General features: G+C 70.9%; 20 protein-coding genes. 15 read left to right on the top strand and 5 right to left on the bottom strand.

Annotated features, from left to right (window positions below):
* Window positions 1–102: 102 nt before the first annotated feature.
* On the bottom strand, window positions 103–687 hold the full coding sequence (locus tag ACFYXC_RS15600; protein ID WP_388906711.1) for a TerD family protein: 585 nt from the start codon (window positions 685–687) through the stop codon (window positions 103–105).
* A gap of 152 nt (window positions 688–839) precedes the next feature.
* A complete protein-coding gene (locus ACFYXC_RS15605) occupies window positions 840–1,679 on the bottom strand; it encodes a GntR family transcriptional regulator (protein ID WP_388906709.1) in 840 nt (279 codons plus the stop codon).
* Window positions 1,680–1,941: 262 nt separating this feature from the next.
* Between ACFYXC_RS15605 and ACFYXC_RS15610 the strand changes: the two genes are divergently transcribed.
* The 5 genes from ACFYXC_RS15610 (at window position 1,942) to ACFYXC_RS15630 (ending at window position 8,126) form a co-directional block, all read left to right on the top strand.
* The gene (locus tag ACFYXC_RS15610) at window positions 1,942–3,198 is read left to right on the top strand and encodes an extracellular solute-binding protein (protein ID WP_388906707.1); all 1,257 of its coding nucleotides are present in this window, start codon (window positions 1,942–1,944) and stop codon (window positions 3,196–3,198) included.
* A 44-nt stretch (window positions 3,199–3,242) separates the two neighbouring features.
* The gene (locus tag ACFYXC_RS15615; RefSeq protein WP_389551516.1) at window positions 3,243–4,241 is read left to right on the top strand and encodes a carbohydrate ABC transporter permease; all 999 of its coding nucleotides are present in this window, start codon (window positions 3,243–3,245) and stop codon (window positions 4,239–4,241) included.
* Window positions 4,238–5,077, top strand: a complete 840-nt coding sequence (locus tag ACFYXC_RS15620) for a carbohydrate ABC transporter permease (protein ID WP_389551519.1) — start codon at window positions 4,238–4,240, stop codon at window positions 5,075–5,077. The genes ACFYXC_RS15615 and ACFYXC_RS15620 overlap by 4 nt, the downstream gene beginning before the upstream one ends.
* 63 nt (window positions 5,078–5,140) lie before the next feature.
* Window positions 5,141–6,676, top strand: coding sequence for a beta-N-acetylhexosaminidase (locus ACFYXC_RS15625; protein WP_389551521.1), 1,536 nt, complete (start codon window positions 5,141–5,143; stop codon window positions 6,674–6,676).
* A 34-nt stretch (window positions 6,677–6,710) separates the two neighbouring features.
* Window positions 6,711–8,126: a cellulose binding domain-containing protein gene (locus ACFYXC_RS15630; protein WP_389551524.1), complete on the top strand. Its 1,416-nt coding sequence runs from the start codon at window positions 6,711–6,713 to the stop codon at window positions 8,124–8,126.
* A 55-nt stretch (window positions 8,127–8,181) separates the two neighbouring features.
* On the opposite strand, the gene ACFYXC_RS15635 is transcribed toward ACFYXC_RS15630, so the two are convergent.
* On the bottom strand, window positions 8,182–9,135 hold the full coding sequence (locus tag ACFYXC_RS15635; protein WP_389551527.1) for a helix-turn-helix domain-containing protein: 954 nt from the start codon (window positions 9,133–9,135) through the stop codon (window positions 8,182–8,184).
* Between the two features lie 114 nt (window positions 9,136–9,249).
* Between ACFYXC_RS15635 and ACFYXC_RS15640 the strand changes: the two genes are divergently transcribed.
* Both ACFYXC_RS15640 and mraY read left to right on the top strand, forming a co-directional pair.
* The gene (locus ACFYXC_RS15640; RefSeq protein ID WP_389551530.1) at window positions 9,250–10,281 is read left to right on the top strand and encodes a saccharopine dehydrogenase family protein; all 1,032 of its coding nucleotides are present in this window, start codon (window positions 9,250–9,252) and stop codon (window positions 10,279–10,281) included.
* A gap of 158 nt (window positions 10,282–10,439) precedes the next feature.
* Window positions 10,440–11,507 (top strand): phospho-N-acetylmuramoyl-pentapeptide-transferase, encoded by a 1,068-nt coding sequence (gene mraY / locus ACFYXC_RS15645; protein WP_388906694.1) that lies wholly within the window; start codon window positions 10,440–10,442, stop codon window positions 11,505–11,507.
* 426 nt (window positions 11,508–11,933) lie between these two features.
* Here the strand turns inward: mraY and ACFYXC_RS15650 are convergent, their stop codons facing one another.
* Window positions 11,934–14,537, bottom strand: a complete 2,604-nt coding sequence (locus tag ACFYXC_RS15650; protein WP_389551534.1) for a PA14 domain-containing protein — start codon at window positions 14,535–14,537, stop codon at window positions 11,934–11,936.
* Window positions 14,538–14,790: 253 nt separating this feature from the next.
* Between ACFYXC_RS15650 and ACFYXC_RS15655 the strand changes: the two genes are divergently transcribed.
* The 6 genes from ACFYXC_RS15655 (at window position 14,791) to ACFYXC_RS15680 (ending at window position 22,142) form a co-directional block, all read left to right on the top strand.
* A complete protein-coding gene (locus ACFYXC_RS15655) occupies window positions 14,791–15,804 on the top strand; it encodes a LacI family DNA-binding transcriptional regulator (protein WP_388906688.1) in 1,014 nt (337 codons plus the stop codon).
* Window positions 15,805–15,970: 166 nt separating this feature from the next.
* Window positions 15,971–17,062 (top strand): ABC transporter substrate-binding protein, encoded by a 1,092-nt coding sequence (locus tag ACFYXC_RS15660; protein ID WP_388906686.1) that lies wholly within the window; start codon window positions 15,971–15,973, stop codon window positions 17,060–17,062.
* A 1-nt stretch (window position 17,063) separates the two neighbouring features.
* Window positions 17,064–18,608: a sugar ABC transporter ATP-binding protein gene (locus ACFYXC_RS15665; protein WP_388906684.1), complete on the top strand. Its 1,545-nt coding sequence runs from the start codon at window positions 17,064–17,066 to the stop codon at window positions 18,606–18,608.
* The gene (locus ACFYXC_RS15670; RefSeq protein ID WP_389551539.1) at window positions 18,601–19,563 is read left to right on the top strand and encodes an ABC transporter permease; all 963 of its coding nucleotides are present in this window, start codon (window positions 18,601–18,603) and stop codon (window positions 19,561–19,563) included. The genes ACFYXC_RS15665 and ACFYXC_RS15670 overlap by 8 nt, the downstream gene beginning before the upstream one ends.
* A gap of 23 nt (window positions 19,564–19,586) precedes the next feature.
* A complete protein-coding gene (locus tag ACFYXC_RS15675; RefSeq protein WP_388907551.1) occupies window positions 19,587–20,588 on the top strand; it encodes an ABC transporter permease in 1,002 nt (333 codons plus the stop codon).
* Between the two features lie 465 nt (window positions 20,589–21,053).
* Entirely contained in the window at window positions 21,054–22,142 is a 1,089-nt protein-coding gene (locus ACFYXC_RS15680; RefSeq protein WP_389551542.1) for a glutamate--cysteine ligase, read from the top strand.
* 43 nt (window positions 22,143–22,185) lie between these two features.
* Here the strand turns inward: ACFYXC_RS15680 and ACFYXC_RS15685 are convergent, their stop codons facing one another.
* Window positions 22,186–24,000 carry an ABC transporter ATP-binding protein gene (locus tag ACFYXC_RS15685; protein ID WP_389551545.1) on the bottom strand — a complete coding sequence of 605 codons (1,815 nt, stop codon included), beginning with the start codon at window positions 23,998–24,000 and terminating at the stop codon, window positions 22,186–22,188.
* Between the two features lie 254 nt (window positions 24,001–24,254).
* Here ACFYXC_RS15685 and ACFYXC_RS15690 point away from each other — a divergent pair, with 254 nt between their 5' ends.
* On the top strand, window positions 24,255–25,457 hold the full coding sequence (locus tag ACFYXC_RS15690) for an FAD-dependent oxidoreductase (protein WP_389551548.1): 1,203 nt from the start codon (window positions 24,255–24,257) through the stop codon (window positions 25,455–25,457).
* 277 nt (window positions 25,458–25,734) lie between these two features.
* On the top strand, window positions 25,735–26,403 hold the full coding sequence (locus ACFYXC_RS15695; RefSeq protein WP_389551551.1) for a hypothetical protein: 669 nt from the start codon (window positions 25,735–25,737) through the stop codon (window positions 26,401–26,403).
* The last annotated feature ends 19 nt before the right edge of the window (window positions 26,404–26,422 follow it).

Genomic DNA, 26,422 nt, shown 5'->3' on the forward strand with positions numbered 1-26,422 from the left:
CCCGCCGCGGGGCGCGCCCCCCCCCGGCGGGGGGGGGGGGGGGGGGGGGGGGGGGGGGGGGGCGGCGGCCCCCCCCCCCCCCCCCCCGCGTCCCCGCGTGTCCTACTTGCTCGCGGCGAAGCGCATCAGGGCCTGCTCGTCGCCCTGCTTGATCTTGCCGGTCTCATTGATGACCTGCAGCTTCCAGGCCCCGCCGACCCGGATCGCCTTGGCCACGGCGCAGCCGTTGTCGTTGCTGAGCAGGCTCGGCCAGATGTCCGCGACCTGCTGCGTGCTGCCCCCGCTGGCGTCGTACACCTTGAAGCTGATGTTGCGCGCCTTCTGGAAGGAGCTGCTCTTCTTGTAGGCCGCGGCGACGAAGACGATCGCGGTGATGTTCTGCGGGACGCGGGCGAACTCGACGGTCACCGTCTCGTCGTCACCGGCGCCCTTGCCGGTCTGGTTGTCGCCGGTGTGCACCAACGAGCCGTTGCCCAGCGGGTCCAGCGAGTCGAGACCCGCCAGGCGCACCGGGTCCGAGCCCTGCATCGCGATGGCGATCAGGTCGAGGTCCGTGCCCGTCTTCTGGCGCAGCTTGCCGATCAGTCCGCCGCTGGCGCCGACGGTCGGGTCCCAGGACACCCCGATCGACAGATGGGTCACTCCGTCGAGATCCGCCGGGCCGTCTTCCTTCGTGAGCGTGATCATGCCTGTTCCTTGTGATCGTGAGATTGCCTGTATGCAGTGTGCCTCCCGCAAGCCACACCACATAGTCCGGGACCCACACGAATCACCAGAACCCCGCCTCGCTCGGGCCACACATGCCCCAAGGCACCCAAGGCACCGCCGGCCAGGGGCCGTCACGGAGCCGACTGGATGTCCCCCCGCGTGGAGGACGCGATGGTCTCGCGGTGGGCGAAGTCGCCCGGGGGGATGCCGGGGTGATGTCCGAGCCGGGCCGGCGGGGCCGCCGCGGACGGGTCGAGGGTGAGCCGGGAGACGATGCGGTAGCGGTCCCCGCGGTAGATCGAGTGCACGTACTCGACGGGCTGCCCGGTGGTGTCCGAGGTGAGCCGCTCGAAGAGCAGGGCCGGCGACAGTTCGGGGACGTCGAGCAGTTCGGCCTCGGCCCGCGTGACGACGGTCGGCTCGATCGCCTGGACGGCCTCCTGGACGTGCACGCCGTGCTGCTCACGCAGGTGCTCGTACAGGTCGCCGGCCTCCAGTTCCCCGGCGGACAGGGTGGGGACCAGGTCCGCCCTGATGTGCAGGTGCTCGATGGCCATCGGGGCGCCGTCGACCAGGCGCAGCCGGGCCACGTACACGATGTCGGCGGCGGGTGACATGCGCAGTTTGCGGCCCACGCGCGCGCCGGCCGCGAAGGTGGTGAACTCCAGCAGGCGGCTCGACCAGGTCCCGGACGCCTGCGGCGCCGTCATGGCCTGCTGTCCGGACACGAGTTCCTGGGTGATCTTCTCCGGTGCCACGAACATGCCGCGGCCGTGTTCCCGCACCAGCAGCCCCGCGGCGACGAGTTCGTCGACGGCGGCGCGCAGGGTCGGGCGGGACACCTCCAGCCGGGCGCACAGGGAGCGTTCGGAGGGGATCGCGTCGCCCGGGCTGCGCGACTCGACGAGGTCGAGGATGAAGTCGCGCACCCGCTCCCGCTTGAGCACCGCCCCCGGTGCGACGTCCTTCATGCTGTGCCCCCTCATGCACGACTTCCCCTTTACCAGTTGACCAGTGGTTACGTGCTGCCACGCTCCTGGTCGGGGCGAAGTGTAACCGCTTCCTGGCGGTGATCGTCCGCGTCTTGGCTCATCGAGGCGCCAAAACCCGTTGCCGCCAAGGGGGTTGACGTCCCCGATTGGTCTATGCCAGTTTCATCCCCGCATCGAGAGGTGAGCTGTCCAGTGGGCTTCACTGGTCAGGTGGTCGGCTCCTGTCCTCCAGAGGTGAACCGTGAAGCTCCGCTTGTTCGCCGGTGTGTCCGCACTTGTCGTGACCGCCGGGCTGAGTGCCTGCAGCAGTTCCTCCGACACGTCGGACGGGAGCACCACGATCGACGTCTGGCTGATGCGCGACAGCGTCTCGCAGCAGTTCCAGAAGGACTTCGTCGGAGCCTTCGAGGCCGCGCACCCCGACATCGACGTCAAGGTGCAGATCCAGGAGTGGGACGGCATCGGTGAGAAGGTGACGGCGGCCCTCGCCGGCACCGACGCGCCGGACGTCATCGAGACCGGCAACACCCAGGTCGCCCAGTTCGCACAGAGCGGGGGCCTGCTCGACCTCAGCGACAAGGTCGGCGAACTCGGCGGCAAGGACTGGCTCAAGGGCCTCGCCGAGCCGGGCGCCTACGAGGGAAAGCAGTACGGCATCCCGTACTACGCGGCCAACCGGGTCGTCATCCACCGCACCGACCTCTTCGAGAAGGCGGGCATCGACCCGGCCGCCCTGAAGACCCGCGACCAGTGGATCGCCGCCACCAGGAAGCTCGACACGGGCGGTACGCAGGGCATCTACCTGCCCGGCCAGAACTGGTACACCCTCGCGGGCTTCGTCTGGGACGAGGGCGGCGACCTCGCCACCGAGTCCGGAGGGAAGTGGAAGGGCAGCCTCGACACCCCGCAGGCGCTGCGCGGCATGGAGTTCTACCGGAAGCTCCAGGCCCTCGGCAGGGGCCCGAAGGACTCCGACGAGGCCAGTCCCCCGCAGGCGGACGTCATGGCCAAGGGGAACGTCGCACAGATCATCTCGTCCCCCGGCGGCGCCGGCACGGTCATCGAGAACAACCCCGCGCTGAAGGGCAAGCTCGGGTTCTTCCCGATCCCGGGCAAGACCGCCGACGCCCCCGGCGCGGTCTTCACCGGCGGCTCCGACCTGGTCATCCCCACGGCCTCCGCCAAGCAGGACGCGGCCTACACCTTCATCAAGGAACTCACCGGCGACACCTGGCAGAAGAAGCTCGCCGTCGCCATGAGCTACGTCCCGAACAAGACCACCCTGGCCGGCGCGGTCGCCTCCGACCCCGGCGCCTCGGCCATGGCGGTGGGCGCCGCCGAGGGCCACGCCACACCCAACACGCCCGGCTGGGCCGCCGTCGAGGCCAAGAACCCGATCAAGGACTACCTGACCGCCGTGCTCACCGGGGGCGACATGCGGAAGGAGGCCCGCACGGCCTCGGAGGCCATCACCGAGGCCATGAACACCGGCTCCTGAACCGTCCGCCGCACACCGTCCCCACCCACCGGAGGGAGAGTGCCGTGACGGACGTCCGAGAGCAGAGCCCACACCGCCCCGCACCGAGCGCCCGGCGAACCCCGCGAACCCGGCGCCCGGCCACCTCTGGACCGCGGCGCGCGTCCGGGGACGGCCGCCGCGGGGTCTGGCCGTACGTCCTGATCGCGCCCGCCGTCCTCGGCACGCTCTACCTGCTCGTCTACCCCCTGGGCCGAGCCGTGGTCATCTCGCTGCAGGACTTCGGTCTGCGCCAGCTCATCCTGGGCGACGCACGGTTCGTCGGCTTCGAGAACTACCGGACGCTCCTCGGCGACGACCGCTTCTGGGAGGTCGTGCGCCGCACGTTCCTCTTCATGGCGGTCAACGTCGTACTGATCATGACGCTCTCCACCCTGGTCGCGCTGATGGTCGAGCGGCTCGGCCGGTTCGGCCGGACCGCGGTCCTCAGCGCGCTCGTGCTCACCTGGGCCATGCCGGTCATCGCGGCGACCACCGTCTTCCAGTGGCTGTTCCACTCGGAGTTCGGCATCGTCAACGCGGTCCTCACCGACCTGGGGTTCTCGTCCTTCGAGCGCTACGCCTGGTTCGCGCACGGACCGGCCGCCTTCGCCATCCTGATCGCTCTCGTCGTGTGGCAGTCCGTGCCGTTCGCAGCGATCACCCTCTACTCGGCCCTCACCACCGTCCCCACCGAGCTGTACGAGGCGGCGCGGCTCGACGGGGCGTCGGGCCCGCGCATCTTCCGGTCCCTCACCTTCCCCGTGATCCGGCCGATCTTCCTGCTGGTGCTGTCGCTCGAGGTGATCTGGACGTTCAAGGCGTTCGTCCAGATCTGGGTGATGACCAACGGCGGGCCGGGCGACGCGACCACCATCCTGCCCGTGTACGCGGTGCAGACCGCCCTGTCGAGCCAGCGCTACGACCTCGGATCGGCGGCCTCCATGGTCACCGTCGTGCTGATGTCCGGCGTGCTGGTCCTCTACTTCCGCCAGATGTTCCGCCAGGAGGACGAGCTCGCATGAGCACGACCCGGCCCCGCATCCGCCGCATACCGCTGAACGCCGCCGCCTTCGTCACGGTCGTGCTGTGCCTGTTCCCGGTCTACTGGATGGCCGCCACCGCGTTCACCCCGACCCGTGACATCCAGTCCGACGACCCCGGTCTCCTCCCGGACACCTGGACGCTCGACCACTTCCGTACCGCCGTGGGCGCCGACGGCTTCGGACTGTTCTGGCGCAACAGCGTCCTCGTCACCCTGAGCGCCGTACTGCTCTCCCTCGTCATCGCGCTCGGCGCCGCCTACGCGGTGGCCCGGATGAGGTGGCGGGGCCGCCGGCAGTTCATGCTCATGGTCTTCATCGCCCAGATGGCGCCCTGGGAGTCGCTGATCATCCCGGTCTACATCATCTCCCGGGACACCGACATGCTCGACCGGCTGCCGACCCTGACCCTCGTCTACTTCATGATGACGCTGCCCTTCACCGTCATCGTCCTGCGCGGCTTCATCGGCACCATCCCGCCGGAACTGGAGGAGTCCGCCCAGGTCGACGGCTGCACCCGGCTCGGCGCGTTCCGGCACATCGCGTTCCCGCTGCTGGCACCGGGCCTCATGGCCACCTCGCTGTTCGGCTACATCACCGCCTGGAACGAGTTCGCCTACGCCAACTTCCTCATCATCAAACAGCAGGACAACCGCACCCTGCCCGTGTGGCTGTCCTCCTTCCAGAACGTCTTCGGCACCGACTGGGGCGCCACCATGGCCGCCTCGGCCCTCTTCGCCGCCCCCGCCCTCGTGGTGTTCCTGCTGCTCCAACGCCACGTCACCTCGGGCTTCGCCGCCGGCGCGGTCAAGGGCTGACTCCTCGCGCACCGCCCGCACCCCCCACGTACTCCCCCGCGACCGCAGTTCCGGAGGCGATCCGTGCCCGCACAGCCATCCGTACTCACCCTCGTCCCCCGCCCCACCGAGGCCGTGCTCCGGCCGGGACACTTCACGCTCGACGCCGGCACCACGCTGCACATCGGCGAAGGCGCCGGACCGGCCGCGGAACTGCTCCGCGTGCTGCTGGCCCCCGCCACCGGGCTGCCCCTGCCGGCGTCCCCGGACGGACGGTTCGCCCTCGCCCTCGACCCGGGGCTCGGCGGCGACCTGGGCGACGAGGGATACGTACTCGTCATCGGCCCGGACCGCGTGCTGCTGCGCGCCGCCCACCGCACCGGCCTGCTGCACGGTGTCCAGTCGATCCGCCAGCTCCTGCCCGCCCAGGCCCTGTCGCCCACCGCGCAGCGCGGCACACCGTGGCTGCTGCCGTGCGCCGAGATCACCGACGTGCCACGCCACCCCTGGCGCGGCGCCATGCTCGATGTGGCCCGCCACTTCCAGCCCGTCTCCTACCTGCGCCGGTACGTCGACCTCCTCGCCCTGCACAAGATCAGCGTGTTCCACCTGCACCTCACGGACGACCAGGGCTGGCGCATGCCGGTGGCCGCCCACCCCGAGCTCACCGAGGTCGGCGGCCACCGCGCCGAGTCCCAGCGGGGCCCGGACGGCAGCGGCGCGTACGACGGCATTCCGCACGGTGGCTCGTACACGCGGAGCGAACTCGCCGGCCTGGTCCGGTACGCGGCCGACCGCGGGGTCACCGTGATGCCGGAGATCGAGATGCCCGGGCACGTACGCGCCGCCCTCGCCGCCTGTCCCTCCCTGGGCAACCACCCGGAACGCACCCTCGACGTCTGGACGCGCTGGGGAGTGTGCGACACCGTCCTCGGCGTCCACGACGAGGTCCTCGACTTCTGCCGCACCGTCCTCGACGAGGTCATGGACGTCTTCCCGTCGCCGTACATCCACGTCGGCGGCGAGGAGTGCCCCACCACCGAGTGGACGCACAGCGCCGCCGCTCGTGAACGGGCGGCCGCGGAGGGCCTGCCGGGCCCCGAGGCGCTGCACGGCTGGTTCCTCGGCAAGGTCGGCGACCACCTCGTCCGGCACGGCCGCCGCCCGGTCGGCTGGGCCGAGACCGGCGCGGAACTGCCCACCGACTTCACCGTGATGACCTGGCGCGACCCGGCCCACACCCTGACGGCGGCCCGTCGCGGACACCCCGTGATCAACGCCCACCACCGGGCCACCTATCTCGACTACGCCCGAAGCGACGGCCCGCACGAGCCGCCCGCCCAGCCCGGCGCCGTCGTCGGCCTGCGCGCCGTCCACGCCCACGACCCCGTGCCCGAGAAGGCGGACGACGAGACGGCCGGGCGCGTCCTGGGCACCCAGGCCCAGCTGTGGACCGAGTTCGTCACCACGCCCGCCCACATCGAGTACCTCACCTACCCGCGGCTGTGCGCCCTCGCCGAACGCGGCTGGAGCGGCACGACCGACTGGACCGACTTCCGCACCCGCCTCGACGGGCACACCGCCCGGCTCGACGCGCTCGGCGTCCCCCGCCACCTCTGACCCGTCCGTCCCCCCCACTCCGGAAGGAACATTCATGAGACTCGCCAAGAACCGGCTGCGCGCCACCGCACACACCGCCGTCGCGGTGGCCATGGGCGCCGCCGCACTCACCGCTCTCCCGGGCACCGCGAGCGCGGCCGCCGACGGACTGAGCGTCCAGTACCGTACGAGCGCCAGCGGAGCCGGTGCCGACCAGGCCGAACCCTGGTTCAAGGTGAAGAACACCGGTGGCGCCGCCGTGCAGTTGAGCGGGGTCAAGGTCCGCTACTACTTCAAGGCGGACTCGGCGGGCGCGAACTACCGCTTCGCCTGCTCCTGGGCCGTCAAGGGCTGCGCCAACGTCACGGGCACCTTCGGCACGCTCGCCACCCCCACCGCCACGGCCGACCGCTACCTGGAGATCGGCTTCACCTCCGGCGCCGGTTCGCTCGCGCCCGGCGCCGACACCGGCGACCTGCAACTGCGCTTCCACCAGGCGAACTGGGCGTCGCTGAACCAGAGCGACGACTACTCCTTCGGCGCCGCCCAGACGTCGTACGGCGACTGGTCCAAGGTCACGGCGCACCTGGCCGGTGCCACCCTGTGGGGCCAGGCCCCGGGAGGCAACGGGCCGACGGACCCGCCGACCGACCCGCCGGCGGACGCCGCCACGCTGTTCGACGACTTCAACTACAGCGGCCACACGGACCCGAGGATCTCGGCGAACGGCTGGAACGTGCGGTCCAACTCCGGCGGTCCCGGCGTGCCGGGCGCCACCTGGGCACCCGAGAAGGTCACCTTCGCCAGCACCGGCGGCAACTCCATCATGAACCTGGAGACCTCCACCGCCGGCACCGCGGCGAGCACCAAGCAGACCGAGATCCTCACCAGGGCGATGAAGTTCAAGAACGGCACGTACGCGGCGCGGGTCAGGTTCAGTGACGCGCCCAAGTACGGCCCCGACGGCGACCGCCTCGTCCAGACGTTCTTCACCATCAACGACCTCAAGGCGCCGATGGCGGACGACTACGCCGAGTACGACTTCGAGTACCTGCCCAACGGCGGCTGGGGCGAGCCGGCCAACATCCTCTACACGACGTCGTGGGAGACCTACCAGGCCGACCCGTGGGTCGCGGTCAACCAGCACAGCGAGGTCCGGCAGAGCTACAGCGGCTGGCACGACCTGGTGCTGACCATCGACAACAGCACCATCAGGTACTACGTCGACGGACAGCACTTCGGCACCCATGACGCCGCCTACCTGCCGGAACGGCCGATGTCGATCAACTTCAACCAGTGGCTGATCGACCTCGCGGGCCAGACCAGCACCACCGCGCGGGCCTACGACCAGCAGGTCGACTACGTCCTGCACGTCAAGGACCAGGTCCTCACGCCGGCCCAGGTGACCGCCAGGCTGAACGCGTACCGCAGCGCGGGCACCACCTTCCAGGACACCGTCCCGGGCAGCTGACCGACCCGCCGTACGAGGTCCGCGGCGCCGCAGGGCGCCGCGGACCGGACGCCGGTCACGGGGCGGGGCGCGGGGTGGCGCGGAAGGTGCGGCGGTAGGCGTCCGGCGGCACGCCCAGCGTGTGGTTGAAGTGACGGCGCAGCGTCGTGGCGGTACCCATGCCGGCGGCCTGCGCGATGGCGTCGACGCCGCTGTCGGTGGTCTCCAGCAACTCCTGGGCGCGGCGGATGCGCTGGGCCAGCAGCCATTGCAGTGGGGTGGTGCCGGTGGCCGCCCTGAAGTGGCGTCCGAGGGTGCGTGAGCTCACCTGCGCCTGGCGTGCCAGGTCCTCCACGGTCAGTGGCCGGTCGAGGCGTTCCATCACCCAGGGCAGCAGTGCGGCGACCGGGTGGTCGTCCCGGGCCGGCACCGGGGCGGTGACGAACTGGGCCTGGCCGCCCGCCCGGTGGGGCGGTACGACCAGGCGGCGGGCGGCGGCGTTGGCGACCGACGAGCCGTGGTCGAGGCGGACGAGGTGGAGGCACAGGTCGAGTGCGGCGGCCTTGCCGGCGGAGGTGAGCACGCTGCCGTCGTCCACGTACAGCACGTCCGGATCGACCTCCACGCGGGGATGGCGGGCGGCGAGCACCCCGGTGTGCGCCCAGTGCGTGGTGGCGCGTCTGCCGTCCAGCAGGCCGGCGGCGGCCAGCACGAACGCGCCCGTGCACAGGGACGCCACCCGCGCCCCTGCCTCGTGTGCGGCCCGCACCGCGTCGACCAGGTCGTCGGGAGGGGCCACGTCGACGTCGGCCCAGGCGGGGACGACCACCGTGTCGGCGTGCGGCAGCCGGTCGAGCCCGCGGTCCGGCTCCAGCAGGAACCGTCCCACCCGCACGGCGGCGGACCCGCAGATCTCCAGGTCGTACCAGCCGGCCCGCGCCCCCTGCGGCGCGTTGCCGAACACCTCGCAGGCCACCGACAGTTCGAAGTGCAGCATTCCCTCGGTGGCGACCACCGCGACGGACCCCATGTCCGTAATTGTACGTGGCATGGCGTTCCGGACACTCACGGTCGGCCGGCCGGCCGCGGCACGATGACCGCAATGGATCACGGGCACGTGGTCGTCGGAGCACGGGGAGCATGCATGAGACCGGGTCACACGGTGGCGGTGTACGGCGCGTACGGGCACACCGGGCGGTTCGTGGTGGCGGAGCTGCTGGCACGCGGGGCGGTCCCGGTGCTCTGCGGCCGCGACGAAGGCAGACTGCGGGGCCTGGCGGCCGCCAGGCCCGGCCTCGACGTCAGGCCCGCGTCGGTCGACGACCCGGCCGCACTGGACCGCGCCCTGGCCGGCGCGGCGGCGGTCGTCAACTGCGCCGGCCCCTTCGCCACGACGGCCGCCCCCGTCATCGAGGCCGCCCTGCGTGCCGGGATCCCGTATGTCGACGTGGCCGCCGAGATCGAGGCCAACGCCGACACCCTCGCGCACTTCGCGGACCGTGCGCGGGCCGCGGGCACGGTGGTCGTCCCCGCGATGGCCTTCTACGGCGGCCTGGGCGACCTGCTGGTCACCGCGGCCATGGGTGACCGGACCGCGGCCGACGAAGCACACATCGCCTACGGGCTGAGCAGTTGGCACCCCACCGCCGGGACGCGCACCGCGGGGAGTGTCTCCCACGCACGGCGCGACGGCCGGCGCGTCCGCCTCAGGAACGGCCGGCTGGAGTACCACCGGGACGAACTGCCCACCCTCACCTGGCACTTCCCCGACCCGCTGGGCACCCGGGCCGTCATCGGGGAGTTCACGATGGCCGATGTCGTCACCGTCCCCAGTCACCTGTCCATCCCCGAGGTGCGCACCTACATGGACGCCGGGGCGGCGAGTGACCTCGCCACCGCGGACACCCCGGCGCCCACCGCGGTCGACGAGCGCGGGCGGTCCGCGCAGACCTTCCTCGTCGATGTCGTCGTGCGCTCCGGCGCCGTCGAACGCCGCGCCACCGCGCGGGGGCAGGACATCTACGCCGTCACCGCGCCACTGGTCGTGGAGGCCGTCGACCGGATCCTCGACGGGCGGGCGAGCGGGGTCGGTGTCCTGTTCGCGGGCGCGGCGTTCGACGCCCCCGACTTCCTCGACGCGCTCGCGCCGCACATCACGTACTCGACCGCCGGGTAGCCGGGGCGTCCGGGCGGTCCTCGGCACTGCCCTCCCGGGTCAACTACCCAGCGGCGTAGGAAGATCGGACTTATGCATAGGGTGTGGGCTGCGACTGCCGCCCACACCGCGGCAGCGGTCGCGCACGGGACCGCAGCTGAGGGGAAAACCGCCGTCCGATGAACCAGATCCTGTTTGCCGGGGCCATGGGCCTGTTCCTGACTCTCGGCGGCACACCACTGCTGATCAAGCTGCTGGCCCGCAAGGGCTACGGCCAGTTCATCCGTGACGACGGCCCCCGCGGCCACCACGGCAAGCGCGGCACACCCACCATGGGCGGCATCGCCTTCATCCTGGCCACCCTCACCGCGTACGTCCTGACCAAGGTCATCACCGGTGAGAGCCCGACGTTCCCCGGTGTCCTGGTGCTGTTCCTGATGGCGGGCATGGGCGCCGTCGGCTTCCTCGACGACTACATCAAGATCGTCAAACGGCGTTCGCTGGGACTGCGGGCCGGCGCGAAGATGGCCGGCCAACTGGTCGTCGGCAGCCTGTTCGCGGTACTGGCCATCCGCTTCGCGGACGACCGCGGTCAGACACCGGCGTCCCTGAAGCTGTCGTTCCTCACCGACTTCGGCTGGACCATCGGGCCGGTGCTGTTCGTCGTGTGGGCCCTGTTCATGATCCTGGCCATGTCCAACGGCGTGAACCTGACCGACGGTCTGGACGGACTGGCGACCGGCGCCTCGGCCATGGTCCTCGGCGGCTACACCTTCATCGGCCTGTGGCAGTTCCAGAACTCGTGCGCCAACGCGATGAACCTCACCGACCCGGGTTCGTGCATCGAGGTACGTGATCCGCTCGACCTCGCCGTCGTGGCGTCCGCCCTCATGGGGTCCTGCATCGGGTTCCTCTGGTGGAACACCTCACCCGCCAAGATCTTCATGGGTGACACCGGGTCCCTCGCACTCGGCGGCGCCCTGGCGGGCCTGGCCATCTGTTCGCGCACCCAGCTCCTGCTCGCCCTGCTGGGCGGCCTGTTCGTCCTGATCACCCTGTCCGTGGTCATCCAGGTCGGCTCGTTCAAGCTGACCGGCAAGCGGGTCTTCAGGATGGCCCCGCTGCAGCACCACTTCGAGCTCAAGGGCTGGTCCGAGGTCCTGGTCGTGGTGCGCTTCTGGACGATCCAGGGCATCTGCGTGATCGTCGGTGTGGGCCTCTTCTACACGGGCTGGGCGACGGGCTGACCTCGAAGCTCCCTGCCGCGCGGGCTCCGGGCGCGTCGCCGTCCGCTCAGGTCGCGGCAGGCAGCAGGGCGGGTACGGCGCCGTGACGCTGCGCCGCGAGGTCGCCACCTGTTCTGCTCACTGGCGCCTCTGACGTGCACGAACGGGTCGGACGCGGCACTGTTCACGACCCCTCCTCGCGCGCCACCGCCCGGGCCGCCGTGACGGCGGCCCGGGCGGTGAGGGCCGGGCCCGTCCGGCAGTGAGCAGAGGTGGGGGACGGGCACGGGGCACCGTGACGACGGTCGGCCCCTGCACCTCCAGCCTGACCCCTCCCGCCCGCTTCGGCATCCGCAGCGGAGGGAGGGCGGTGGGGCACACCTGGGCCGCCCGGCGCGCGGCGGGGAGGCGTCGCGCCGGCGGCCCAGGTGTCGTACGGGGCCGGTGTCAGACGCAGCCCACGGGGGTCGCCCGGGACACGTCGTCGATCAGGGCCTCGTGCGCCGCCCTGACCCGCTGGACATCGGGTTTGACGACCGCGCGGTCGTACGTGAGCAGCCCGTTGAGCTCGCCCTCGACGTCCGCGATCTGGGTGTACACCGCGCCGTTGCCGCCCTTGCAGGCCAGCGCGCGCACCTCGTCGAGCTTGGTGAGGTAGTCGTCGGTGTACGTGGCCGGGTCGACGTCGACGTAGGACTGCTGGACCGACCAGGCGTGCCCGGGCACGGCCAGGCCGAGGCCGCCGTACTCACCCATGACCAGGGCCCGTCTGCCGTCCGGGTGAGGTGGCAGTGCGGGGCTCGGGTAGCCGTGCTCGTCCATGATGTCGCCGGTGCCGCCGTCGGCTCCGAGGTTGAGGCCCGACTGGTTGTTGACCAGCCGTGTCGGGTCCCATGCCTTGGCCTGCTCGGCGATGCGGCCCACGTCGTACTGGCCCCACCCTTCGTTGAAGGTGACCCACATGATGATCGAGGGGCTGCTGATGTGTTCGTCGATCATCTCCTTCATCTCGCGCTCGTAGGTGGCGCGGGCGGCGGCGGAGGGGTTCACGCCCGCCGTCATGGCCGGCATGTCCTGCCACACGAGCAGGCCGAGCCTGTCGGCCCAGTAGAACCACCGGTCGGGCTCGACCTTGATGTGTTTGCGGACCGAGTTGAAGCCCATCGCCTTGTGCATCCTCAGGTCGTACGCGAGCGCCTTGTCGCTCGGGGCGGTGTGCAGGCCGTCGGGCCAGAAGCCCTGGTCGAGGGTGGCCATCATGAAGACCGGCTCGCCGTTGAGGACGGTGCGCGGGGTGCCCCCGACGTTCTCCACCTCGATGGACCGCATGCCGAAGTAGCTCTCGACGCGGTCCTTGCCGACGGTGACCTTCAGGTCGTAGAGGAACGGGTCGTCCGGCGACCACAGGCGTGCGTCGCGGATCCTGAGGGTGAGCGGGCTGCCCGTGCGGCCGGAGACGGTGGCCACCTTGCGCTTGCCCTCGTACGCGGTCGCGGTGACCGGCACCCCGTCCCGCACGCCCTTCGGCGCGAGGGTCAGCGTGCCCGCGTCGACGTCCGGCGTGAGGGCGAGCGAGTCGACGTGGTCGGCGGCGACGGGCTCCATCCACACGGTCTGCCAGATGCCGGAGGACGGGGTGTACCAGATGCCGCTCGGGTCGAGGCGCTGCTTGCCCAGCGGCGGGTTCTCGCCGTCCGCCGCGTCCGTCGGGTCGTAGACGCCGACGATCAGCTCCTGGGTGCGGCCGGGCTTCAGCGCGTCGGTGACGTCGGCGCTGAACTTGTCGTAGCCGCCCTGGTGTTCGGTGACCTTCGTGCCGTTGACGTAGACCTCGGAACGCCAGTCGACCGCGCCGAAGTTGAGCCGCAGGCGCTGCTTCGAGCCGATCTTCCAGTCCTCGGGCACGGTGAAGGTGCGCCGGTACCACATCCGGTCCTCGTGCCGCTCGATGCCCGACAGCTGGGACTCGACGGGGTACGGGACGAGGATCCTCTCGGCGAGTTTCCGGCCGACCGGGGGCTGCTCCCCCTCCTCGGCGGCCGCGAACTGCCAGCTGCCGTTGAGGTTCTTCCAGTCGTCGCGGGTGAGCTGGGGCCGCGGGTACTCGCGGTGCGCGTCGGACGGGGTGACGTCCTCGGCCCAGCGGGTGCGCAGCTGGTGGGTCGACGTGTTGGTGCCGCTGCTCCAGAAGGACTTGACAACGTTGCCGTCCTTGCCGGAGAGACCTCCGGACCCGTCGTAGCGCACATCGGCGGTGCCGCGCGCGGTGCCGGTCTTGTTGCCGACCACGGGTTCCCTGAGCGCGATCAGCAGGGACCTGGAGTCGGCCGGATCGAGCTTCACCCGCCCGAGCGGCCAGGTCGCCCCGCCGATCACCGCGTCCAGGTGGTCGAGGAGGCCGGCCGGGGGCGCCTTGAGCTGCTGGGCGAAGTCGAGGCGCAGGGTGCGGCCGTCCCGCAGGACCGTGGTGGCGATCGCGCCGTCGTAGTCGTAGCCCGCGGGCAGCAGGAACGCCGACTGCGGGATGGCGGTCTTGGTGCCGCCAGGCGGTGTCCAGCGCACGTGGAGGTTGGAGCCACCCCAGTGCTCGAAGTACTCGACCTTGATGTCGTACGCCTGCCCGGCGGTCAACTCCAGGGGTTCGGCGCTCTGTTCGCGGTCCCAGTCGTCGACCCAGTGGTCGATGGCGAGCTTTCCGTCCACCCAGAGCCGGAAGCCGTTGTCCCCGGTGACCGAGAAGGTGGTGGGGCCGGTCTTCTCCGGCACGATCCGGCCGGTCCAGCGGACGCTGACGTCGTCCGACCTGCCGGTCGCGGAGCGCAGGCGCGGCTCCAGGGTGTCGAAGTCGAGCTTCGCGTCGAAGGCGGTGGCCTTGAGCTCGTGGAAGTCGAAGGCGCCGGGGGCGGACTGGGTGTAGTACTCACCCTTGAGGCCGTGGACCTCAGGGGGATCGTCCAGGGCCGTGGCGGCGGGCGCGGCGGCCAGTCCCGCGGCGCCCAGCACCGCCGCGACTAACAGGGCGAGTCGGTCTCTGAGTGGTCTGATGCGCACGAATCCTCCTGGAGGGCCTGTGCAGGGGTCCCCACGCCCTTCTTGCCGTGGGGAAGCACCGGACGCCGGTCCTTCACCCACGGAGATGCAGCACAAGCCCCTAGGGTGAGGAAGGGTGGCGACGCGGAGCTTCAGTCTGTACAACGTTGGAAGCACACAGCAGTTGGCATGAGAGCACGGGCTCCCGGCCGCTGTCCAGGTCCATGACAATGCTCCGGTCGTGCGGAGCCACCGTCGATGCCGAGGAGATCCCTTGCGGGTCAGTCTGAAGGATGTGGCCGAACGGGCCGGCGTCTCGATCAAGACCGTTTCCAATGTCGTGAACAACTATCCGCACATCACACCGGCGATGCGCGCACGGGTCCAGGAGGCCATCGACGAACTCGGTTACCGGCCGAACCTCACCGCACGGCATCTGCGCAAAGGCCGTACGGGCATCATCGCGCTCGCCGTCCCCGAGCTCGGGAACCCCTACTTCGCCGAACTGGCCGGCGCGGTGATCGACGCGGCGGCCGAGCACGAGTTCACGGTCCTGCTCGACCACACCAGGGGCGAGCGCGAGCAGGAACTGCTGGTCAGCCAGGGCTTCCGGGCCCGGGTGATCGACGGCCTGATCCTCAGTCCGCTGGAGCTGGAGGCCGAGGATCTGCAGGGCCGGGCCGACGACGTACCCCTGGTGCTCCTCGGCGAGCGGGAGTACGGTCTGCCCTTCGACCACATCGCGATCGACAACGTGGCCGCCGCACGGACGGCGGTGCGCCACCTGCTCGACCGCGGACGGACCCGGATCGCCTACCTCGGCACCCGGACGGACTCCGCGAACCGTCCCGCCCACCTGCGGCTCGACGGCTGGCGCGCGGAGCTGGCGGCCGCGGGCCTGCCGGTCGACGAGGAGCTGATCGTGCCCGTCGGCGGCTGGGACCGCGACGACGGCGCCCGCGCCATGGCCGGACTGCTGGACGCGGGCCTGCGCCCCGACGCGGTCTTCGCCTTCAACGACCTGATCGCGATCGGCGCCATGCGCGTGCTGCACGAGCGGGGACTCAGGGTGCCGTGGGACATCGCCGTGGTGGGTTTCGACGACATCGCCGAGAGCCGTTTCGGAGCCGTCTCACTGACCACCATCGCGCCGGACAAACAGGCGATCGCGCGCCTCGCGGTGGCCTCCCTGCTGCGCAGTCTGTCGGGCCGCCAGGAACCCGGCGGACGGGAACTCACGGCGGAATATCGCCTGGTGGAGCGGGAGAGCACCCTGGGTCGCCGCTGACGACGGGCCGAAGCGGCGGGTCGAGATTTCGGACGGAGGGGTTTACACGGTCTCTCCAACGATGTAAAAACCTCCCCTGAACGACGTGCACGCCGTGTTGACCGTCATGTGCCGAACTACCCCAGGAGCGCTCTCAGCTCCGGGGCCGCGCTGTTTGGGGACCTCCATGAAGCCGATCGCTCCTCCTCGCCGCATCACCGCACGCGCCCTTCTCGCCACCGGCCTCCTCACGAGCCTGGCCCTGACCGGATGCACCAAGTCCGAGGACTCCTCCGACGACAAGGCCACCGAACAGCAGGCCGACGCCGGCCAGGAGGTCGCCTCCCCGAGTGCCGGCTCCGGGCCCGCCTGCACCCTGGAGACGTACGGGGGCGAGAAGCTCGACCTGAAGAACGCCACCGTCGGCTTCTCCCAGTCCGAGAAGGAGGCCAACCCCTTCCGGATCGCCGAGACCGCCTCGATCGAGGCGGAGGCGAAGAAGCGCGGCGTCAAGCTCCTCACCGCCAACGCCCAGTCGCAGTTCTCCAAGCAGATCAGCGACGTGCAGGACCTCATCGCCAAGGGCGCCGACGTGCTGGTCATCGCCCCGCTCAACTCTGACGGCTGGGAGCCCGTGCTGCGCACGGCGGCGGCCAAGCACATCCCGATCGTCACGGTGGACCGCAAGATCAACGCGGAGCCCTGCAAGGACTACGTGAGCTTCATCGGCTCCGACTTCGTGGAGCAGGGCAAGCGGGCCGCCGACCAGATGATCGAGGCGACCGGCGGCAAGGGCGAGATCGCCATCCTGCTCGGCGCGGCGGGCAACAACGTCACCACGGAACGCACCAAGGGCTTCGTGGACCAGATCAAGGCGGAGGCGCCCGGGCTCAAGGTGGTGTTCCAGCAGACCGGTGAGTTCGCCCGCGAGAAGGGCCAGTCGGTCACGGAGAACCTCATCCAGTCCAAGCCCGGCATCAAGGGCATCTACGCCGAGAACGACGAGATGGGCCTCGGCGCCGTCAACGCCCTCAAGGGCGCGGGCAAGAAGCCGGGCGACGTCAAGATCGTCACGATCGACGGCACGCGCAACGCCGTCCAGGGCATCGTGGACGGCTGGATCAGCGGCGTCGTCGAGTCCAACCCGCGCTTCGGGCCACTCGCCTTCCAGACCCTCGACAGCTTCACCAAGGGCGAGGAAGTCGCGCAGGACATCGTCATCAAGGACACCGAGTACACCGAGTCCAACGCCAAGTCGGACATCAGCAAGGCGTACTGAGATGCTCTCCGTCACCGGCGTGTCCAAGCTCTTCCCCGGCGTGAAGGCGTTGTCCGACGTGGACTTCACCGCCCGCGCCGGGGAGGTGCACGCCCTCGTCGGCGAGAACGGCGCGGGCAAGTCGACCCTGATCAAAGTACTCACCGGCGTCTACCAGCCGGACGCGGGCGAGGTCGTCCACGACGGCACGCCGGTCCGCTTCAGCACACCGCTGCAGGCCCAGCAGGCGGGCATCTCCACCATCTACCAGGAGGTCAACCTCGTCCCGCTGATGAGCGTGGCCCGCAACCTCCTCCTCGGCCGCGAACCCCGCAACCGGCTCGGTCTGATCGACTTCCGCCGGATGCACCAGGAGGCCCGGGAGGCGCTGCACGGCCTCGGCATCCGCGTCGACGTGCGCCGCCCGCTGCGCGAACTCGGCGTCGGCGCCCAGCAGATGGTGGCCCTCGCGCGGGCCGTCGCCATCGACGCGCGGGTCGTCATCATGGACGAGCCGACCTCGTCACTCGAACCGCGCGAGGTGCGCACCCTGTTCGACGTGATCGGCATGCTGCGCGAACGCGGCATCGCCGTGGTCTACGTGAGCCACCGCATGGACGAGCTGTACGAGATCTGCGACGCCGTCACCGTGCTGCGCGACGGCCGTGTGGTGCACACGGGGCGGCTCGCCGACCTCGACCGGCTGCGGCTCGTCTCGCTGATGCTGGGCCGGGAGATCGGCGAGGTCCGCAGTGAGGGCCTGACCAAGTTCAGCGGCTCGCACCGGGCGGCGGCCGAACCGGTGCTGGTCGCCGACGACCTGACGATCCGCCACCAGCTTCGGGGGGTGTCGCTCGCCATCCGTCCGGGCGAGGTGGTGGGCCTGGGCGGGCTGCTCGGCTCGGGCCGCAGCGAGACCGCCAAGGCGATCGCCGGAGCGCTGCCGACGGACGCGGGCCGGGTCTCCGTCGGCGGTGTGCCCGTGCGCACCGGATCCACCCCGGCCGCGATCCGCGCCGGCATCAGCCTGCTGCCGGAGGACCGCAAGGCCGAGGGCATCTCACCCGGTCTCTCGGTGCGCGAGAACATCGCGCTCGCCGCCCTTCCGGGACTGTCCCGGTTCGGTCTGGTGGACAACGCCCGCGTCGACCGGATCGTCGACACCTTCGTGAAGCGGCTGCGCATCAAGTCCGCGGGACCGCACCAGAAGGTCGGCGAGCTCTCCGGCGGCAACCAGCAGAAGGTGCTGCTGGCCCGCTGGCTCGCCCTGCATCCGAAGGTGCTGCTGCTCGACGAGCCCACCCGGGGCATCGACGTCGGCGCCAAGGCGGAGGTCCAGGCCCTCATCGACGAACTCGCCGAGGACGGGCTCGCCGTGCTGCTGATCTCCTCCGACACCGAGGAGCTGATCGAGGGCAGCGACCGGATCGTCGTCCTCAAGGACGGCGCGGTCGTCGACGAGCTGACCGGTGACGCCGTCACCGAGGACGCCCTGATGCGCGCCATCGCCGCCGAACCCGAACCCTCCGCAGAACCCGCGAGATCCGCTGGGAGCACCCATGACTAGCCTGACGCTCACCCGCGGCCAGGTGGACCGAGAACGGCTGCTGCGCCTGCTGCAGGAGTACGGCGTCTACGCGGGCGTCGTCGTACTCCTGCTCTTCAACTTCGCCTTCACCGACCACTTCGTCTCGGCGGAGAACTTCCGCACCCAGGCCGTCCAGGTCGCGCCGGTGCTCATCGTCGCCCTGGGCATGGCGCTGGCGATCGGCACCGAGGGCGTGGACCTGGCGGTGGGCTCGGTGATGGCCCTGTCCACCTCGCTGCTCTCCCTCTACCTGGGCTACGGCATCTGGCCGGCCATCCTCATGGCGGTGGCGGGCGGCATCGCGGTCGGGCTCGCGAACGGGTCGCTGATCGCCTTCCTGGGCGTCCAGCCCATCGTCGCCACGCTCGCCCTCATGGTCGCCGCACGCGGGCTCGCCCTGGTGCTGCTCCCCCAGCTCGAGGACGTACGCGACCCCGGCATGGCGGCGCTCGGCTCCGGCGACGTGCTGGGCGTGCCGTACCTCGTCCTCATCGCCGCGGGCCTGGCGCTGCTGGTGGCCTTCGTGGTGCGCCGTACCACCTTCGGACGGCAGCTGCTCGCCATCGGCGACAGCCGGCCCGCCGCCCGGCTGGCCGGTCTGCCGGTCCGCCGGGTCCTCGTCATCGTGTACGCGGCCTCCGGCGCCCTGGCCGCGATCGCGGGCGTCCTGGCCACCGCCCGGCTGACGGCCAGCGACCCCACCTCACTGGGCACCCTGATGGAACTGTCGGCGATCACAGCCGTGGTCGTCGGCGGCACTCCCCTGTCGGGCGGCCGGATACGCATCGGCGGCACCGTCGCCGGAGCCGTCCTGATCCAGTTGCTGACCACCACGCTCATCAAGCACGACCTGCAGCCGTCGTGGACGCAGATGGCCCAGGCCGTGGTGATCATCGCCGCCGTCTACGCGGCCCGGGAACGGGGGAAGCGATGACCACCGACACCACGGAGGCCGCGATGAAGACGGCCGCCGTCCAGCAGGACGCCGGGAAGGACGCACCGGCGCGGAGCGAGCGCTTCAGCGCCCTGGCCCAGCAGCACGGCGCCCTCGTCACCCTCCTGGTGGCCATGGTCGCGGCGTCGCTGAGCTTCGACACCTTCCTGACCGGCGACAACCTGGAGAACATGGCGCTGTCCTCCGCCTTCCTCGCGGTGGTCGCGCTCGGCATGACGTTCGTCATCGTCACCGGCGGGATCGACCTGTCGGTCGGTTCGCTCTTCGCCCTCGGCGGCGTACTGGCCGCCTGGGGCTCGCAGTACGGCACCGTGGTGGCCCTGCTGCTGCCGCTCGCGGTGTGCGGGCTGATCGGCCTGGTCAACGGACTGCTCATCGCACGGTCGGGGCTGGCTCCGTTCATCGTCACCCTCGCCGCCATGCTCGGTGCCCGCGGCATCCTGCTGGCGGTCACCGACGAGGGCTCGCGCACGTACCTGGTCGACAAGGACTCGTTCTTCGCGACGCTCGGGCAGGGTTCGCTGCTCGGCATCGGCGTGCCGATCTGGATCACGGTGGTGCTGTTCGTGGCCGGTGCCGTCGTCCTGCGGCGCACCCGGTTCGGGCAGTACGTGTACGCGGTCGGCGGCAACGAGGACGCGGCGGCGCTCATGGGCGCCCCCGTGGCACGGACGAAGATCGCCGTGTACACCCTGTCCGGACTGTGCGCCGGCCTCGCGGGCGCGCTCAACGCGGCCTGGCTGGTGTCCGGCGTGACGATCCTCGGGTCGGGCATGGAGCTGGAGGCCATCTCGGCGGTCGTCATCGGCGGCACGCTGCTCTCCGGCGGCTTCGGCTTCGTCAGCGGCGCGCTGGTCGGCGTGCTGCTGCTGAAGGTGATCCAGAACGTCATCAACCAGATCGGCTCCCTGGACTCCGCCTACCAGCAGGTCGTCAGCGGCGCCTTCCTCGCCGTCGTGGTGGTGGCGCAGACCTGGCTGGGGCGCAGACGACGGGTGTTGTAGAAGGTCCCCCGGATCCGCCCCGGGTGGCGCCGACGCCACCCGGGCGGCCCCGTGCCCCCCGGCGCGGACCACGGCCCCGCGACGCGTGCGCAGGAGTCACGTGCACCGGAGTAACGTACACAGAAGTCGGCGGGGCGCGCGCCGCGCCGCCTCGCGCTCGCCTCCATGCGCCGTGCGCCCCACATCGCAAGCAGTTGTCGCGGGCCGGCGCACCACCAGGTGGTGCCGGACACCGCTCCCGGTCGCGCGGGCGGGATGACGGCCCCGGGAGACCTGGACCGGGACCGGCAGCGGTCCTGTCTGCACCTCGACGCGCCCACCTGGGGATGACACCCGGTCTTTCCCGTGGTGTCGACCGGGTGTCCGAGCACCGTTCCAGGGCATTCGGACTTCCGGGAGGACAGCCGCGGCGCAGGAACGTCGGGCGACGTCTCCCATATGAACCCGTATGAGAGGCTTTATCACGTGCGTACCGTGGGAGTGGAAGAAGAACTTCTCCTGGTCGATCCCGAGACCGGGGAGCCCCAGGCCCTGTCCGCTGCGGTACTGGCGCGTGCCGCCAGGGACGAGCCGACGGAGGAGACGTTCGAGAAGGAGCTGCACAACCAGCAGCTCGAGTTCGCCACCCATCCGCAGGCGGACATGGCCGACCTCGGCGCGGAGATCGTCCGCTGCCGCAAGGAGGCGGCGCGCATCGCCGGGGACATCGGGACCACCGTCGTGGCGCTCGCCACCTCGCCCCTGCCGGTCAGGCCGTCGGTCAGCATGAACTCCCGGTACCAGTGGATGGCCCAGGAGTTCGGTCTGCCGGCCCTGGAGCAACTCGTGTGCGGCTGCCACATCCATGTGTCGGTCGAATCCGACGAAGAGGGCGCCGCGGTGCTCGACCGGATCCGCCCCTGGCTGTCCGTACTGACGGCGCTCGGCGCGAACTCCCCGTTCTGGCAGGGCAAGGACAGCCTCTACAGCAGCTACCGCAGCCGGGTGTGGGTGCGCTGGCCGATGGCCGGACCCACCGAACTCTTCGGTTCCGCCGACGCGTACCACCGGCGGGTCGACGACATGGTGGCCACCGGGGTGCTGCGGGACAGGGGCATGGTCTACTTCGACGCGCGCATCGCCGAGCGGTACCCCACGGTCGAGATCCGCGTCTCGGACGTCTGCCTGGAGGCGAGCACCGCCACCCTGCTCGCCACCCTCACCCGTGGACTCGTCGAGACGGCGGCGCGCGAGTGGCGGGCGGGCCTGCCCCCGGCGGCGCACACCGTGGACCTGCTGCGGCTGGCCGCCTGGCGGGCCGCCCGGTCGGGGCTGGAGGAGGACCTCCTGCACCCCGTGTCCATGACGCCGGCGCCCGCCGAGGACGTGGTTCGCGCGCTCCTGGAGCACGTCGGTCCCGCTCTGGACGACAGCAAGGACACCGACTTCGTGCACCGGACCACCGCGGAACTGCTGCGCCACGGCAACGGCGCCCGGATCCAGCGGGAGATCCTGGAGGAGACCGGAAGCCTGGGCGACGTGGTCCTGGAGTGCGTACGCCGCACCCAGTCGTGAGCGCCGACGGGTCACCTCCGGCCGCTCCGCTCCTCCCGCCTCCTCAGCGCACGTCGGCTCCTGCGGGGTCGTCGTCGAGGAAGCCTCCCGACTGGTGCTGCCAGAGCTTCGCGTAGGCGCCCGCCGAGGCCAGCAACTCCTGGTGCGTGCCCTGCTCGACGATCCGTCCGCGGTCCAGGACGACGAGCCGGTCCATGGTGGCGACCGTGCTCAGCCGGTGCGCCACGACGAGCGCGGTCCGCCCCTCCATGAGCCGCCACAGCGCTTCCTGGACGAGGACCTCGCTCTCCGAGTCCAGGGCGCTGGTGGCCTCGTCGAGCAGCAGGATCGGCGCGTCGCGCAGGATCGCCCTGGCGAGGGCGACCCGCTGGCGCTGCCCGCCGGACAGCTTCACACCGCGCTCCCCCACCATGGTGTCGAAGCCGTCCGGCAACGTGTCGGCGAACTCCGTGACATGCGCGATCCCGGCCGCACGGCGGATCTCACCCTCGGTGGCGTCGGGCCGGGCGAACGCGATGTTCTCCCGCAGCGTGCGGTGGAACATCGCCGGGTCCTGCGGCACATAGGCGATGAGGCTGCGCAGGTCCGCCTGGCGCAGCCTGCTGATGTCCTGTCCCCCGATCAGGATGCGGCCGGCGTCGAGGTCCGTCATCCGCAGCAGCAGCCGGCTGAGCGTGGTCTTGCCTCCGCCGGACCGGCCGACGAGACCGATCTTCGTGCCGTCGGGCACCACCAGGTCGAGTCCTTCGAAGAGAGGGCCGGCCCCCGCGTGGGCGAAGGTCACCTTCTCGAAGCGGATGTCGGCCCGCCGGGGACACAGGGGCTCCGGCGGCACCGGGTCGAGGACGGTGGGCGGTGTCAGCAGCAGTTCGGTGAACTGCGCGGCCTCCGTCATCGAGCTCTCCAGGCGCCGGTAGGTCTGGTTGAACTCGAACATGATCCGGGTGGCGTTCGTGTAGTAGGTGAACGCCACCACGACCGCCTCCACACCGTTCCCGCCGCCACCGAGCGCGACGGCCAGCAGCAGACCCAGCGCGTTGGTGAGGACGGACATGGGTGCGACGAGTGTGTCGATGCGCAGGTTGCCGTAGTCCCAGGCCCGCAGCATGAGATGCCGCGACTCGGCGACGCGGGAGCGGTGCTCCGCGGCCTCGCGTTCCTCCGCCGCGAACGCCCGGACCGTGTCCATGTTCATCAGGCTGTCGGCGACATGGCCCGACACCCGGGCGATCGCCTCCTCGCGTGCGTCGACCAGTACCTGACGGCGGCGGATGAGGGGCACCACGCACGACGCGGTCAGCGCGATCATCGTCAACAGGCCGGCCACGAGCAGCGGTTCGTAGCGCCACAGCACCACCGACCCGAACACCAGCGGCACCAGGCGGCCCAGTACCTGGAACGTCAGTGTGTCGACGAACTCCTCGAACCGGGAGGCGAAGCTCAGCACCCGCTTGGTCAGCGATCCGGCGAAGTTGTCGTGGAAGAAGGCGGCGTCCTTGGCGAACAACTCGTCCATGCCGATCACGTACAGGCTCTCGATGCCCCGGGCGTCCAGCCGGTTCAGACAGTGCAGGCCCAGGCGCCACAGCGTCTCCGCGAGCAGCAGGACTCCGGTGAAGGCGAGCACGTAGGGCAGTGCCGCGGCGACGGTGACACCGCCTTCGGCGGCGATCCGTCCGACGAGTTTGGCGACGATCAGCGGCGCGATGTAGTTGATGCCGATGTTGCCCAGCGCCGGAAGCGACATGGCGGGCACCGAGAACCACCGGAACCGGGCCAACTCCCGTGCGTAGTACCGAAGAGCGAGGACGACCGCGCCCTTCCTCGGCTGGGCCCTGCGCGATCCGGGCGATCCCATCCCCACCCCGCGTCGTCGTACGGCGGCCCGTCGCCCGCTTCCGCGGGGATGCCGTTGGCTCGGTGCCCCGGCGGAGTTCCGGTCCGGGTGGGCCGGAACGTCGATTGTCCCGCGCCGACGGCCGGGGAGTCCAAGCGTTTTCCCGCCGGAGGCGCACTGCCATGGCACCTCGGCCGCCGCCGTCCGGACGTTCCCCGGATACGTGTGCGACCGTGGGGGCCTGTCAGCACCCGGCACGAGTGGGGAGACACGACGTGGCGCACATACTTGTCATCGGCGGCGGGATCGCCGGTACGGCGGCCGCGCTGGCCCTGCACAAGGCAGGGTCGGACGTCGCCGTGTACGAGGCGCACCCCGACTCCGCCGAGGACATCGGCGCGTTCCTCACCCTCGCGAGCAACGGCATGCGGGCCCTCGCCCAGATCGACGCCTCCGCGGCGGTCACGGCGGTCGGCTTCCCGCTGCGTTCGATGCGGGTCCTCGACGACACGGGCGCGGCGGTGGCCGACGTGCCGCTCGGCGAGGCCGGCGACCCGCTCCTGCGGTACCGCTGCCTGCATCGCGGCGAACTCGCCGCCGCTCTGCAGGCGGAGGCCGCCCGCCGGGGCATCGGCATCCGGCACGGAGCCCGCCTCGCGTCCGTCCGGGACACGGCGGACGGTGTCACCGCGCACTTCACCGACGGCAGCACCGCGACGGGTGACCTGCTCGTCGGGGCCGACGGCCTCAACTCCGTCGTACGGCGGGGGATCGCGCCCGCCGTGACACCCCGCCACGCGGGACAGCGCGTCTTCTACGGCTACACCCGTGACGCGAGCCCGGCCGGGGCGGGCACCGGCGGGAGCGAGCGCATCACGATGGTGCGGGGCAGCGCGGCGGCCTTCGGCTACACGGTGTCTCCGGACGGGGAGACGTACTGGTTCGCGCGTGTGCCGGGTGAACCCCTGACCCCTGACGACATCGCCCGGGGCACACCGGCCCAGTGGCGCGCGCGACTCCTGTCACTGCTGCGCGAGGACACCACCCCGGCCGCGGACATCGTCGCGGCCACCGCCGGCCGGATCCTGGTCACCGACGCCACCGAGATACCCACCGGCACACCATGGCGTTCGGGCCGCGCCCTGACCATCGGTGACGCGGCCCACGCGGCCTCACCCGCGACCGGGCAGGGGGCGTCGATGGCACTGGAGGACGCCGTCGTCCTCGCGAAGTCCCTGCGCGACGCACCGGACACCGACACCGCCCTCCGCCTCTACGAGTCACTACGGCGCCCGCGCGTGGAGGAGAACGTCACCGTCAGCGGAAACATCTCCCGCGGCACACCACCCTCCCGCCCCGGCCGGGGGTCACCCGGGGCTCCCGGCCGCCGCGGTGACGACACCCTCGTCCGACACCTGGAGTGGCACACGAACCTCTGGTCCGAGGCCGGCGGCGGTACACCGGAAGCGCAGCCATGACCCATGTCGTGGCGGCCGGCACGTCTGCGCGTGATTGCAGGGGCAACAGCTGTTCGAGGGGTGGAGAGGGCTTGTGCGGGTGGTGATCGGAGTCGATGGGGCATGCACAGGCAACACCCCCTTCCCCCCGTGCGTACTATCTCTACACTGGCGCAAACCGCGCAGTTGTGTCCTTCGGACGGACCAGCCCTGACAGACACCATCCCGCTCACCACGCGTGCAGGGACATGTCCCTCCTTCCCGCACATGTGCCGGCGGATCGAGAAAGGCTCCAGACATGCCTGAGAACCAGACCTCCACCACGGAACTCACCTCGCAGTACATCGCGCAGGTGACCAGCGACCTCGAGCGCAACACCAAGGAACAGGACCGTATCGCCGCGGACATCACGGCCCTGCAGGAGCAGTTGCTCGCCCTGCAGCACGACCACACCGTCCTGGTGACCATGCAGGACGCGCTCGGTGGCGCGCGCCCCGCCGCCGGGACCACCAAGACCGCGCCCTCCGTCCCGGGTCAGGCTTCCGCCCCGGCGAAGCAGCCCAAGCAGCCCAAGCAGGCCAGGCAGCAGGCCAAGGAGACCAAGGAGGCCACCAAGAAGGCCCCCGCCGCGACGGCGAAGAAGACGGTCGCCAAGAAGCCGGTCACCAAGAAGCCCGCTGCCAGGAAGCCCGCGGCGAAGGCACCCAATACGACCGCTCAGCCGAGCCTCGTCGACCTGATCCGCACGCACCTGGAACAGCAGAAGGAACCGCGTTCGGCCGCCGAGATCACCACCGCGCTCACCGCGGCCCACCCCGACCGCACCATCAAGACGACCGTGGTGCGTACCACGTTGGAGAACCTGGTCGCCAGGAGCAGCGCGCACCGCAACAAGCAGGGCACCTCGGTCTTCTACACGGCCACCACCGGATCCGCCGCCGAGCCCGAGCCCGCGGCGACCGCCTGACCGGCCCCGCGGCGCCACC

This window comes from Streptomyces sp. NPDC002701 (assembly GCF_042889045.1).
In the GTDB taxonomy this organism is placed as follows: Bacteria; Actinomycetota; Actinomycetes; order Streptomycetales; family Streptomycetaceae; genus Streptomyces.

Coding starts and splice junctions, on each gene's coding strand:
- ACFYXC_RS15620 (WP_389551519.1), top strand. CDS start 4,238: ATGAGCACGACCCGGCCCCGCATCCGCCGCATACCGCTGAACGCCGCC.
- ACFYXC_RS15640 (WP_389551530.1), top strand. CDS start 9,250: ATGAGACCGGGTCACACGGTGGCGGTGTACGGCGCGTACGGGCACACC.
- ACFYXC_RS15695 (WP_389551551.1), top strand. CDS start 25,735: ATGCCTGAGAACCAGACCTCCACCACGGAACTCACCTCGCAGTACATC.
- ACFYXC_RS15605 (WP_388906709.1), bottom strand. CDS start 1,679: ATGAAGGACGTCGCACCGGGGGCGGTGCTCAAGCGGGAGCGGGTGCGC.
- mraY (WP_388906694.1), top strand. CDS start 10,440: ATGAACCAGATCCTGTTTGCCGGGGCCATGGGCCTGTTCCTGACTCTC.
- ACFYXC_RS15675 (WP_388907551.1), top strand. CDS start 19,587: ATGAAGACGGCCGCCGTCCAGCAGGACGCCGGGAAGGACGCACCGGCG.
- ACFYXC_RS15630 (WP_389551524.1), top strand. CDS start 6,711: ATGAGACTCGCCAAGAACCGGCTGCGCGCCACCGCACACACCGCCGTC.
- ACFYXC_RS15685 (WP_389551545.1), bottom strand. CDS start 24,000: ATGGGATCGCCCGGATCGCGCAGGGCCCAGCCGAGGAAGGGCGCGGTC.
- ACFYXC_RS15635 (WP_389551527.1), bottom strand. CDS start 9,135: ATGGGGTCCGTCGCGGTGGTCGCCACCGAGGGAATGCTGCACTTCGAA.
- ACFYXC_RS15600 (WP_388906711.1), bottom strand. CDS start 687: ATGATCACGCTCACGAAGGAAGACGGCCCGGCGGATCTCGACGGAGTG.
- ACFYXC_RS15660 (WP_388906686.1), top strand. CDS start 15,971: ATGAAGCCGATCGCTCCTCCTCGCCGCATCACCGCACGCGCCCTTCTC.
- ACFYXC_RS15670 (WP_389551539.1), top strand. CDS start 18,601: ATGACTAGCCTGACGCTCACCCGCGGCCAGGTGGACCGAGAACGGCTG.
- ACFYXC_RS15665 (WP_388906684.1), top strand. CDS start 17,064: ATGCTCTCCGTCACCGGCGTGTCCAAGCTCTTCCCCGGCGTGAAGGCG.